Source organism: Devosia sp. (assembly GCF_040509215.1).
Lineage (GTDB): Bacteria > Pseudomonadota > Alphaproteobacteria > Rhizobiales > Devosiaceae > Devosia.
In genome coordinates, this window is the sequence record NZ_JBEVLL010000007.1 from 1 (window position 1) to 11,693 (window position 11,693).

Below are 11,693 nucleotides of genomic sequence, written 5' to 3' on the forward strand. Positions count from 1 at the left end.
AACATTTCAGCGCCGTTGTAGGCAGCTTCGTTGAAGGATTTGTCGAACTTGCCACCGCCGTCATAGACGAGAGCAGCATCAGCGAAGGCGGCACCAGCCATCACCGCGCTCAGAGCAACGCCGCCAGCAACGGCCTTGGTAAGGGTCGAGAATTTCATTGTTGTATCTCCCTGTCTCGCAAACGGACGGGAAATACCCTCTCCGCAATCCGCATGCGCTGAAGGGCGATAAAATCGTGCAATCACTTCGCCCGCAAGAGGGACGACGCGAAATTTTTCCGGATGGTCAAAATCTGACGTGGATAGGCAGGCGCCGGGATTACCAGCGCGCCAGAATTGCCGAGAACAGCGTCCCCAGATCGACGTCGGCATAGAGTACGGCAAGGATGGCGGCGAAGGCAATGACGTAAAGGGCGAGACCGTCGCGGGAAGAACTGGACATGAGCGATTTGAGACAAATTTTATGAAAGGGCGGCTTGTCTCTACATCGCGGGCCGCGGCGGGATTAAGGCCCGCTCGTGGCAGCTTATGGCATGGTTAAGGAGCGGTAAACGCTCAAAGATTTTCGCGCGGGAGTGGTGTCACCTCGACGCCGGCAGCGGTGCCAAAACGCTCGAAAAAACCATCGATGATGCGCTGGGCGGAATTGCCGATGATGGCTTTGCCCATCTTCATGATCTGGCCCGAGGCACCGCCTTCGGCGGCAAAGTCGAGCAGCGTATCCTCGCCCGCATCGGACAGCACGACATCGGCCGCACCCTCGGCGAGGCCCATCAGGCCGCCCTTGCCCCGGCCGGAAAGCCTGTAGCGCTCGGCAGGCGTCACATTGGAAAGGGCCAGCTCGCCTTTGAAGACAGGCTGCATGATGCCGAGATTGACCTTGATCTCGAGATCGAGCGTGTCGGGGCCGGACCAGGCGATGAGATGGCAGCCGGGAATGGCGGCTTTGAGCATTTCTGGATCGTTGAGCGCATCCCAGATGCGGGAGCGCGGGGCACTCATTTTATAGCGGCCGCCGAACTCCATCAGACTGCCCCTGCGATGTCGTGAGTCGACACGCCGACGATGTCGCGCGGCGACACGCCGACGATGTCGCAAAGCCAGCATAATGCTCGGGCAAGACTGTTCTTATTCATGGTGGCGAACCCTACTCTTTACGTGCGGCTTTTTCGCACCAATATGGACTAAATAGTTGCGCGGACGGGGGGATGCAATTGTCAGCGTTGCCCTCACGCGCAATCTAGGGCTGAGGCACAAGCCGGCCCGAGAGCCAAACTATGCCAGGGAGCAGATGATGACCGACCAAGTAACGACCGCCCCGCAGACCAGCGCGCCGGCCATTGCCGAAAAGCCGCTGCAGTACCTGGACAAGGCGGTCAATGCCATCCGCGACCTCGGCATCTGGCCCGAACAGCAGGGCGAACAGCCGATCACCGGGCTTTTGAGCCAGATTACCGAACTCGACGAGACCCGCGTCATCCTGATCGGCCGCACGCTGAGCCAGGCGAGCGCCTTCAATGAAGTGGTGCGCGAACAGGTTGCCGCCATGAAGATCGGTGAGCGCTACGAGGACATCACCAAGGGCTTTGACTCCATCCGCGACGACGCCAAGGGCATGGTCGACCAGTTGGCCGACAACAAGCTCGACCTCCTCGAGCGCGCCTCGAACGTCTGGATGAAGGTGAGCCGCGGCGACATCGCTTCGCGCTTCAACAAGATCCGCGACACCTATCTCGAGGTGACCAAGGACACCAAGGACCAGATCGATCGCGAGCAAACGATCCTTGAGGCCTATCGCGATTTCCGCGGCGCGCTGAAGCAGTCCGAAGTGATGGCGCTCGAAGTGCTGCAGACGGCCGAAAAGCGTCTTGAAGAGAAGAAGAACATTCTTCAGGCGTCCTCGAACGAGCTGGCCGCCTTTGCAGGTACTGTGCCGGCCGATCGCGCACGCCTCGAAATGGCGCGCGACGAAAAACTGCGCGACATGCAGAACGAGGAAAAGCGCTACCAGATCGCCAAGGACCTCTCGGACAACCTGACCATTTCCTACAATACCTCGGAAGTGGTGATGGCGCGTCTGATGCAGACGACCAATGCCAAGGAACGTGTCTACCAGCAGTCGATCTCGTTTTTCTCGACCAATGAAACCGTGCTGACCGCCCTATCCGCCTCGTTCACCGGCATGTTCGGCCTGCACGAATCGACCGCGACGCTCAACGCGATGAAGGAAGGCATGTCCAAGAGCCTCGAAACGCTCTCGGAGATCGGCGACAAGGTGCAGGAAGAAGCCGTCAAGGCGGGCTATGGCCCGACCGTGCGCGCCGATGCGGTGAAAAAGCTCGTCGATTCCGTGGTCAACTTCCAGGAAAAGAGCCGCACCATCATCAACGAGATGCGTGTCGCTTCGACCAAGAACTCGGCCGAAATCCGCGATGCGGTGGAAGACGGCAAGCGGCGCCTGGCGACACTCGCCGCCGAGGGCAATGCGCTCCTGCTCGAAACCAAGAACTGAAACTCTGAAATGCCGCGTTTCCGGATGATACGTCCGGAAACGCACCAACCGAGCGGCGGGAAGTAAACCTGAGAATGAGCGACGCGACAGCCAAGCCGGCTGCCCCACTCGATGAAGTCATGCTGGCCATGGATGTGGTGGACACGCTCCGCCACCGCCAGGACCTGGTGACGCGCGAACTCGGCGACACGGCCCGCGAAGGCCAGTTGATCGAGCGCCTGCGCGAAATCTACCGGCAGCAGGGCATCGAGGTCCCCGACCACATTCTCAAGGAAGGCGTCGAGGCTCTCGCCGAGAGCCGCTTTGCCTACGACCCGCCGGCACCGGGCCTCAACACCACCCTGGCGCGGCTCTATGTGGGTCGCAAGACCTGGGGCCGACCGGTCTTGTTGGCGCTAGCGGCGATCCTCGTCTTGAGCGTGGGGTATTTCGGCATCTACCGGCCTTTCCAGGCGGGACAGGAACAGCGCAGCCAGGTCGAGCTGACCGAGGGCCTGCCCGCGCAGATGGATGCGCTCTACACCACCATTTTCGAAGAGACCAAGGTGCAGCAGGCCGTGGTGCAGGCCGATGCCCTGGTCAGCCGCGGCAAGGCTTTTGCCGCAGAGGGCAATCGTCCCGGCGCCGAGGGTATTGTCGAAGACCTGACGGGCCTTCGCGACCAGTTGCGGCAGGAATATGTGGTGCGGGTGGTCAACCGCTCGGACGAACAATCCGGCTTCTGGACCTTCCCTGAAATCAATACCGACGCCACGAACTACTATCTCGTGGTGGAAGCAATCGACCCGGACGGCAAGGCGCTGAGCCTGCCCATCCTCAACGAGGAAACCGGGGAGACCAAGGTTGTCTCCCAATGGGGGCAGCGCGTGCCGGAATCGGTCTACAATGCCGTGGCCAATGACAAGCGCGACGATGGCATCATCCAGGCCAACGAAGTGGGCCGGAAATCGGACGGCTTTCTCGATGTCGAATTCCAGATGCCGGTGCTGGACGGCGCAGTGACCGAATGGTGATGGCATGAGCATAGGTGGTCCACAGGCCCTCGCTTCTCTCGAAGAAGCGATGAGCGATATCCGGCGCGAGGAAGATGAGATTTCCCGCCGGCTGGCGCGCTCGACTGAAATCGTCGCCAAGATCAAGGAAAGCGAAGCGGAGCTGTTTCGCCAGTTGGCGCAGTTGCGCCTCGACCCGGCCATTCAATCCGAACTCGACGGGCGCATTTCGAGCGCCGAGAGCAAGGCGCGTGAATCGCTGAAGTCGCACGGCAAGGCCGTCGACAAGGCGCAAAAGAGCATCGAAGACCTGGAAGCGGGACGGGTTTCGCTGGTGGAGCGCCGCCGCAATGCCGTGGCCGACCTTGCCGAAAAGCAGAAGGCGCTCGATGCGCTGCTGCAAGAGGTTTCGGTGCGGCTCGAAACCGACCCGGCCTATGCCGAAAAGCGCGCCGCGGCGAAGGCGCTAGGCGAAGTGGCCGATCAGTCGCTGGAAAAGACCCGGCTCGCCGAAACCGACCGGGAAGAAAAGGGCAAGCCTTACCGCGACGACCCGCTCTTCATGTACCTCTGGGACAGCGGCTACGGCACCTCGGCCTATAAGGCAAACAACCTCATCCGCTATTTCGACGGGATGGTGGCTAACCTCGTCGGCTTCCAGAAAGCGCGGCCCAACTATGCCATGCTCAACGACATTCCTCTGCGGCTGCGTGAGCATGCAGAACGGCAGGAAGCCAATGCACAGGCGGCGGACGCAGGGCTTGTGACCCTGGCGAACGCAGCAGCCGATGCTGCGGGCGGCAGGCCTTTGCGCGACGCCAAGAGCAAGGCGGAAGCCGATGTACAGGCGATCGATGCCGCCATCGTCGAGGCCGAGGACAAGCGCAACGCGGCGGGCGAGACCCTGCAATCCCTGACCAATGGCAGCGACCCGACCCTGGCTTCTGCCGCGGCGGCGCTTGCCGCAGCGCTCGGCCAGGAAGATATCCAGACCCTTCTTGCCGAAGCGCGCCGCACGCGGACCGGCAAGGACGACACCATCGTCGCCCAGATCGATGAATCGCGCACCCGCATGCGCGAGGAAGAAGAAGAAAGTCGCGACCTGCGCGAGCGGGCCAAGACCCTTGCCGCGCGCCGGCGCGAGCTGGAAGACATCCAGTGGGAATTCAAGAAGCAGCGTTTTGACGATCCCCGCTCGACCTTCAAGGAAGACAAGCTGGTCGGCGACCTCCTCAACGACTTCCTGCGCGGCGGGATATCGGCGGCGAGCTATTGGGACCAGTGGCGCAAGAGCCAGAACTGGGCGCCGGGCAATGAATGGGGCGCGGGCAATTCCTCGACGCGCCGCGGCAGCAGCAGCCAGTCCTCACCCTGGGGCGACCAGGGCGGTTTCCACTGGCCGGACAACAGCATTGGCGGTTCGCCGTCGAGCGGGCGGAAATCGAAGCCATCGAGTGGTGGATTTGGCGGTGCCTGGGGCGGCGGCGGCAATAGCGGCGGCGGCGGATTTTCGCGGCCGCGGACGGGCGATGCCGGCACGCGCAAGCATACGGGTTTCAAGACGGGCGGCGGGTTTTAGGGACCCCAGCGCGTAGCGTGTGTCTGAGGGCGGTGCTCTGCGCCCCGGCCATCATAGACCAATCTTGTCATTGAGCTTGCCAACACCCCCTCCCATCCTCCCCCATCAAGGGGTAGGTGTCGTATCGAGTACGGGGGCAATGTTTCGACCAAACCGCCGGCCCCAACCGAATTCGCTACGGCGAATTCGGTGACACCTCCCCCTTGAGGGGGGAGGATGGGAGGGGGTGACTGCGGCAAGCGCCAGATGTTTAGATTGGTCTAGACCGGCTGGCTGCCCAGCACGGCGAGGAGACGCGGATTGATCGTGCCGCTTTCGCTCATGCCGGTGCCGCGCTCGAAGGTGCGGATGGCTTCTGCCGTCTTGGGGCCGGCGACGCCGTCGGGGGTGCCGACATTGAAGCCGAGGCGGTTGAGGGCCTGCTGCACGCGGGAGACGACTTCCTTGTTGGCAATGGCTTCGCCGGGGTCGAAATCGGGCGCCCAGGTGCCGATCGGGGCAAAGTTGACGCTGAGGGCGATGGGTTCGCTGGCCCAGGTCTGTACTTCGCTGCCGATGCGGCTGGCCGCATCGGCCGAGAGGGATTTGGCGATATCGTCGCGGGCCTTGGCGGCATCGGCGTCGCCGGATTTGGCGGCGAGCGAGAACCACTTGTAGGACTGCTCGAAATCCTGTTCGACGCCGAGGCCGCGGGCATAGAGCATGCCGAGGTTGAACTGGCTATCGACCATGCCCAGCGTTGCCGCCTGGGTGAACCACTGGGACGCTTCTTCGAACTGCTGTTCGCCCAACTGGCCGCTGGCATAGAGCGCCGCGAGATTGTGCATGGCCATGCGATTGCCCGCTTCGGCGGCGCGCTGGTACCAGAGGCGGGCCATTTCGAGGTCTTTTTCGACGCCCGTGCCGGCTTCGTAGAGATTGCCGAGGCGATATTGCGCCGGCACGAAACCCTGTGCGGCGGAGCGCTCATACCACTTGGCGGCTTCTTCGGGGCTGGCTTCGACGGCGCGGCCTTCGGTGTAGATGGCGGCGATTTCGAACTGGGCCTTGGCGTCGCCATCGGCAGCGGCCTGACGCAGCGGCAGCGGGCCGAGGGCTTCGGGGGGCAACTCGAACTGTTCGGGCGCGGCAGCGGCGATGGAGCCGGTCGCGGGCGTCGTGTCGTCGGTGATGATTTTGAGCGCGGCTGCGGCGGCGCCGGAAGCATCCTGTGCCAGCAGAGTGGGCGGCATCGGCGTTTCGGTGGCGCGCGTGAAGCTCATGCGCTCGCCCGGATTGATCGAGCCGACGGCGGTCGCATCGACCATGTCGATGACGCGGGGCGCCACGAGTTCGGACATTTCGGCGGCAGGTGTCGGATCGACCGGAATGGAGGTCGGCACCGACTCGGTCGATGAAGTTTGCGCCGGCGCGGGGGCCGGACGCATGCGCTGCATTACCAGATTAAGCGTCAGCATGGACACTGCGACGACCGCAAGGGCAAGCAGCAGCGTGCGGCGATTGCGGACGAGGAAATTCGGGGTGGCATCGGCGGCTTCGTCGCCGGCGGTGATGACGGGCGCTTCGGGTGCCGGCTTGCGGGGCCGACGCTTTTCCGCCTTGGGCTCGGGGGCCGGAGCGGGTGCGACGTCTTCGGCGACAGCGGCCTTGGCCTGCGGGCGGACGCGCGCCAGGGCGCGACCGATCAGCGAATTGCCGCTGGCGGGTTCGGCGACCTGCTGCTCCTGCCGGGCGCGTTGGGCGCGGCGCGCGGCGGCGACGAACGTGCTGGTATTGGAAACGGGGGCTTCGACGGCGGGAGCCGACGCATCAGCGCGCGCGGGGGCGGCAAAGCCCTCGCGATCGAACTGGGCAAAGCTCGACTGCGGACGTGGCGGACGATCGACCTTTTCAGGATCAAAGGCGGGCTGCACTTCGGCCTGAACCGGGCGGGCCGGTTGAGGCGCGGGCGCGGCGGGACGGGGCGCGGGAGCCTGTGGCTGGGCCGGAGCGCGCGGTACATCGGCAAAGCCGCGGTCAACCAGCGGCGCTTCGTCCGCCGGATTGGACGGCATTGCGTCGGCGCGCTTCTGGCCGTTGAGGCTCGATAGGATGGAATCGAGGCGCGCCGTGCTCGGCTCTTCGACGGCAGCGTCGAATTCGGAGGCGCGGCTCTGGGGTTTTGGCGGCTGGGGTGCGGGCGCGGCGGGTTCGGCGCGGGCTGGAGCCGGCGCATTGGAGCGCGAGGATAGCGCGGCCTCAAGGCGAGCGAGGCGCTCGGCGGTGTCCTTGCCGGCGGTGTTGAAGACGGCGGTCATGCGCTTTTCGAGCGCATCAAAGCCTTCGGGATTGAGCACGGGAACAGGGGCGCCGCCGGACTTTGCGAAGGCGGCCGAGGTCTTTTCGGCAACAAGGCTCGCCAGCGTTTCGGCGTCGGGGCCCTTGCTGACCGAGCGCACGAGGCTCGAAATCCGGTCCTCAATCGTCTTGAGGCTTTCGGGGCCGAACATGGCGACCGGCGCCGGAGCCTTGCGGCTCATGGCGTCGCTGGTGCGTTCGGCAACGAGATTGGCGAGAGATTCGAAGTCGGGCTTGTCCCCGGCGTCGTGATAGAGGCGAGCGAGGCCATCGAGCTGGGCGCCGGCTTCGTCCATGCGCGTCATCAAGCGCTTGAGCTGGCCTTCGACAGCCGAAGTATCGACCGGGGTGACCTTGCTCGAGAGAGCCTCGATCTGGCTTTCGAGGCGCACGAAGCGAGGCTCCATGCTTTTGAGCACGGACTGCTGCAGGGCGGCGATGTCGTCCTTGAGGGCCAGCACATCGTCGCTGCTGCCATCGACCGACTGCAGGCGCTGGGCCAGGGACTCGACGCGCGAGACGAGCAGCTCGGGGCTGTTGGCGCTGTCGCGCAGGGCCTGGGTGACTTCGGACATTTCGCTCGTCAGGCGTTCGAAATCGCCCGAGGAAATGCTCATGTTCCGCTCGATTGCGTCGATGCGGTCATAGACGCTGCGCACATTGGCTTCGATGGAGGCCATTGCCGGCTCGAGCTTGCTCTTGGGGGCAAACTCGGCGCGCTCCTCGCGCACGATCTCGCGCTCCATCTGCTGGGCCTGGAGTTCGGCGAGCTTGGCAACTGTGGCCGAGACATCGTCGAGGCGCGAATTGACGGCAGAAAGATCGACCTTGGGAGCACGCTCCATCATTGAAGCGAGCGCGGCAATCTGGGTTTCGAGGCGCTTGACCTGGCCAGTTTCGCCGACTGCGCCGGCGAGGAGTTCGACCACCTGGGTGAGCTGTTCGACCTGGGACGCGACTTCGTGCACGTCCGAGGAGCTGTTGCGGGCGGTGCGGAGCTGGCCTTCGAGACGGCCGAGGCGATCGCCGATGCCGGACACAAGGCCCGACAGTTCGCGGAATTCGGGCATATCGGAGGGACGACGGTCGATGGCAGAAATGATCGAGGCGCCCTGACGGCTGCGGATTTCGGCGATGGCGGCGTTGAGATCGTCGGCTTCATCGTCCTGCGGATTGAAGCGATCGACGGCGCGCTTGACGCTGCGCAGCGCCTCGCTGCGGCGACGGGTCGCCGGATCGGGCGCACTGACCTGATCGCGCAGGTGCCGGACGCGGTTGGAAACCCCTCCCCCGTCGGACGCGGCGCCAAAGCGACTTTCCACCTGATCGAGCAATGCGACCAGCTCGCCGCGCAGGGCTTGCCAGTCCCCGGCGCCGGGGTCGAAAGCGGTGTCGGCGTAGTCCGATTGCGGATAGGCGCGGGCCATGGTCAGTCCCTGTCAAAGCGAGCACGTGCCAAGCCGAAGCAGCACGAAGGTCTAACGGTCACTTTTGGGAAAACATGGTAAAGAAGCCGTTAAGGATTGCTGCAATATGCAAATGCCTTAGGCGGAAAAGGATGGTTTTCTGGCTCCGCCCCCTGATTTGGAGTAGTTTAGGCCCATGACTCGTCGCCGCATCATCATCGTGGATGACCATCCCCTGTTCCGGGCGGCGCTGCGCCAGACGCTGGCTGGGGGCGATGCCACGGTGAGCGTGGAAGAGAGCGGCGACCTCGCCACGCTCAGCAAATCGCTCGATGCCGATCGCGATTGCGACCTGGTGCTGCTCGATCTCAACATGCCCGGCGTGCGCGGCTTTTCGGGGCTGCTGCTGGTGCGGGCGCAGTATCCGGAAATTCCGGTGATGATCATTTCGGCCGTGGAAGACGCGACCGTAGTGCGGCGCGCGTTTGAGCTGGGCGCTTCGGGCTATCTGCATAAATCCGAGGGGCCGACGGAAATTCGGCGGGCCATCGAGACGGTGCTGGCCGGCGAAGTGTTCGTGCCCAAGGGAACGACGATCACCGGAGACGACGAGCAATCGGCGCTGATGAAGCGGTTGGCGAGCCTGACGCCGCAGCAGGTGCGCGTGCTGATGATGCTCAGCGATGGACTGATGAACAAGCAGATTGCCTATGAGCTGTCCATTTCGGAAGCGACGGTGAAGGCGCATGTTTCCGCCATTTTGCAAAAGCTCGATGTCGATAGCCGCACGCAGGCCGTGATTGCGGCGGCGCGAATTGAAGAGGGACAATTCGAAGCTCTCTTTGCGACTGGAGCCGAAAAAGCTTAGGCTCGTCCGGCACATAGAGAAGGACGAGGCGATGAAGCCCAAGATCAACATCATCACCATCGGCGTCGACGAGCTCGAACGCGCCTTTGTGTTCTATCGCGCGCTGTTCGAGATCGAGGACGACAAGATCGGCGCGGGCGAGGACCATGTCGCCTTCTTTTTCGACGAGGATTTCTCCTTCGTGCTGTTTCCGCGCGAGCAGATTGCGCAGACGGCGGGCAAGCCCGAGACGCTGGAAGGCACGCCGGGTTTTGTTTTGAGCCACCGCGCCGACAGTGCCGATGAGGTGGATGAAATTCTTGAGCGCGTGCTGATTGCCGGGGGCTCGATCATCACGCCGGGGACGGAGTCGGAATGGGGCTATTCGGCCTATTTCGAGGATACCGAGGGCAATGTCTGGGAATTGATGGCGACGCCGACGGCGAATTAGGTTCGCCTCGGCACGGTTATTCCCGCAAAAGTGGGAAGCCCATGCGCGAAACAGAGATTCCCGCTTTCGCGGGAATGACACTGTGCGAGGAAGCTGCCTGGTTTCGCCCCCGCACAAAAATTCCAATCATTTGATACAATTTTGTCCTGTTTTTCTGGAACCTTGACCACTTGTTGACGGTCTAGCCGTTAGCCTCTGGCTCAAACAGACAACCGTAAACGGGACCCAGGGTCTTGCAGATCTATCTGCCGATCGCCGAGCTTTCCGTGAACCTCTTCTTTCTCGTGGGGATCGGAGGGGCGGTCGGCTTCCTGTCGGGTCTGTTCGGCGTGGGTGGCGGGTTCCTTCTTACGCCGCTCCTGATCTTTTCGGGCGTGCCGACGTCGGTGGCCGTGGCTTCGGTGACGGGACAGGTGGTGGCGGCCTCGACTTCAGGCGCGCTCAGCCACTATCGGCGAGGCGGTATCGACCTGCATCTCGCCATGTATCTCATCCTCTCAGGCATTCTGGGCGCTTTTGGCGGCGTGGCGACCTTCTCGGTCCTGCGTGCGGCCGGGCAACTCGATCTCTTCATTGCCGTGGGCTTTGTGGTTCTGCTCGGCTTTGTCGGCATTCTGATGCTGCAAGAGGCGGTGCGGGCGATACTCAAGAGCCGGCAGGGCGTGGTGGTGCGCGAGCGCCTGCCGAACCAGCATAGCTGGATCCATGGCCTGCCCTGGCGCGTGCGCTTCAAGAAGAGCCGGCTCTACATCAGCGTGCTGCCGGTGCTGGCGATCGGGCTCTTCATCGGCTTTGTCGGCTCGCTGCTTGGAATTGGCGGCGGCTTCGTGATGGTGCCGGCGCTGGTTTATCTGCTGCGCGTGCCGGGCAATGTGGTGATCGGCACTTCGCTGGCGCAGGTCGTGGCGATGATGGCGGCGACGACAATCATGCATGCCGTCCAAAGCCAGAGCGTCGATATTCTCCTCGCCTTCTGCCTGATGGTGGGCGGCACGGCCGGAGCCCAGTTTGGCGCAGCGGCGGGGCAACATTTGCGCGGCGAGCAGTTGCGCGGCCTGCTGGCGCTGCTGGTTCTTGCCGTGGCCATCCGTTTCGGGCTGTCGCTGGTGCTGACGCCGGATGATGTGTTCTCCATGGCTGTGACGAGTGCGGTGCGATGAACCGCATCCTGGCGCTTGTGCTCTTCGTCCTGCTTTCGGCAGTGCCGGCGGGTGCGGCGGTGCGACTGGTTTCGGGCGTTTCCAATGACACGATCCAGATCACTTCGAGTTTTGATGGCGAACGCCTGACCTTTTACGGGACCATCGCGCCCGAGGCTGGCTCGGAGCAGCGCTATGTGGAGGGGCCGTTTGACGTCGTGATCGTGGTGCTCGGGCCGACGCAGGACCGGGTGGCGCGCGAAAAGACGCATAATTTCGGCATCTGGCTCAATACCGAACAGGTCGAGTTCAAGCGCTTTCCGAGCTATTTTCATGTGCTCTCAAGCCGGCGGCTGCTCGAGATCGCCGATATCAATCTGCTCAACCAGAATTTCATCCTGCCCGAAGCCCATGCCATGATCCCCAATATT

Annotated in this window: 10 protein-coding genes; 7 read left to right on the forward strand and 3 right to left on the reverse strand. The window is 63.2% G+C overall.

All coding sequences use genetic code 11. The features are described from left to right. Positions 1 to 318 precede the first annotated feature (318 nt). Positions 319 to 441, reverse strand: a complete 123-nt coding sequence (locus ABW043_RS00330) for a hypothetical protein (protein ID WP_353919257.1) — start codon at positions 439 to 441, stop codon at positions 319 to 321. A 113-nt stretch (positions 442 to 554) separates the two neighbouring features. After that, entirely contained in the window at positions 555 to 1,001 is a 447-nt protein-coding gene (locus ABW043_RS00335) for an SRPBCC family protein (protein ID WP_353919258.1), read from the reverse strand. Between the two features lie 292 nt (positions 1,002 to 1,293). Here ABW043_RS00335 and ABW043_RS00340 point away from each other — a divergent pair, with 292 nt between their 5' ends. From ABW043_RS00340 to ABW043_RS00350, 3 genes are all read left to right on the forward strand, one after another. Then, the gene (locus ABW043_RS00340; RefSeq protein WP_353919259.1) at positions 1,294 to 2,511 is read left to right on the forward strand and encodes a cell surface protein; all 1,218 of its coding nucleotides are present in this window, start codon (positions 1,294 to 1,296) and stop codon (positions 2,509 to 2,511) included. Between the two features lie 74 nt (positions 2,512 to 2,585). Then, positions 2,586 to 3,524, forward strand: a complete 939-nt coding sequence (locus ABW043_RS00345) for a DUF6384 family protein (RefSeq protein ID WP_353919260.1) — start codon at positions 2,586 to 2,588, stop codon at positions 3,522 to 3,524. Between the two features lie 4 nt (positions 3,525 to 3,528). Continuing rightward, positions 3,529 to 5,082 (forward strand): hypothetical protein, encoded by a 1,554-nt coding sequence (locus ABW043_RS00350; protein WP_353919261.1) that lies wholly within the window; start codon positions 3,529 to 3,531, stop codon positions 5,080 to 5,082. Positions 5,083 to 5,342: 260 nt separating this feature from the next. On the opposite strand, the gene ABW043_RS00355 is transcribed toward ABW043_RS00350, so the two are convergent. Continuing rightward, the gene (locus tag ABW043_RS00355) at positions 5,343 to 8,846 is read right to left on the reverse strand and encodes a peptidoglycan-binding protein (RefSeq protein WP_353919262.1); all 3,504 of its coding nucleotides are present in this window, start codon (positions 8,844 to 8,846) and stop codon (positions 5,343 to 5,345) included. A gap of 175 nt (positions 8,847 to 9,021) precedes the next feature. Here ABW043_RS00355 and ABW043_RS00360 point away from each other — a divergent pair, with 175 nt between their 5' ends. The 4 genes from ABW043_RS00360 to ABW043_RS00375 form a co-directional block, all read left to right on the forward strand. After that, positions 9,022 to 9,693: a response regulator gene (locus ABW043_RS00360; RefSeq protein ID WP_353919263.1), complete on the forward strand. Its 672-nt coding sequence runs from the start codon at positions 9,022 to 9,024 to the stop codon at positions 9,691 to 9,693. A gap of 31 nt (positions 9,694 to 9,724) precedes the next feature. Then, entirely contained in the window at positions 9,725 to 10,123 is a 399-nt protein-coding gene (locus tag ABW043_RS00365; protein ID WP_353919264.1) for a VOC family protein, read from the forward strand. Positions 10,124 to 10,356: 233 nt separating this feature from the next. Beyond that, complete coding sequence (locus ABW043_RS00370; protein WP_353919265.1) at positions 10,357 to 11,283, forward strand: sulfite exporter TauE/SafE family protein; 927 nt, start codon at positions 10,357 to 10,359, stop codon at positions 11,281 to 11,283. Then, positions 11,280 to 11,693, forward strand: a 414-nt coding sequence (locus tag ABW043_RS00375) for a TIGR02186 family protein (protein ID WP_353919266.1), incomplete at its 3' end; no start/stop codon positions are given. The genes ABW043_RS00370 and ABW043_RS00375, both read left to right, overlap by 4 nt.

Excerpts from the sequence above, each read along its gene's own strand:
- ABW043_RS00365 (WP_353919264.1), top strand. The coding sequence starts at position 9,725 with ATGAAGCCCAAGATCAACATCATCACCATCGGCGTCGACGAGCTCGAA.
- ABW043_RS00330 (WP_353919257.1), bottom strand. The coding sequence starts at position 441 with ATGTCCAGTTCTTCCCGCGACGGTCTCGCCCTTTACGTCATTGCCTTC.
- ABW043_RS00360 (WP_353919263.1), top strand. The coding sequence starts at position 9,022 with ATGACTCGTCGCCGCATCATCATCGTGGATGACCATCCCCTGTTCCGG.
- ABW043_RS00355 (WP_353919262.1), bottom strand. The coding sequence starts at position 8,846 with ATGGCCCGCGCCTATCCGCAATCGGACTACGCCGACACCGCTTTCGAC.
- ABW043_RS00335 (WP_353919258.1), bottom strand. The coding sequence starts at position 1,001 with ATGAGTGCCCCGCGCTCCCGCATCTGGGATGCGCTCAACGATCCAGAA.
- ABW043_RS00345 (WP_353919260.1), top strand. The coding sequence starts at position 2,586 with ATGAGCGACGCGACAGCCAAGCCGGCTGCCCCACTCGATGAAGTCATG.
- ABW043_RS00350 (WP_353919261.1), top strand. The coding sequence starts at position 3,529 with ATGAGCATAGGTGGTCCACAGGCCCTCGCTTCTCTCGAAGAAGCGATG.
- ABW043_RS00340 (WP_353919259.1), top strand. The coding sequence starts at position 1,294 with ATGACCGACCAAGTAACGACCGCCCCGCAGACCAGCGCGCCGGCCATT.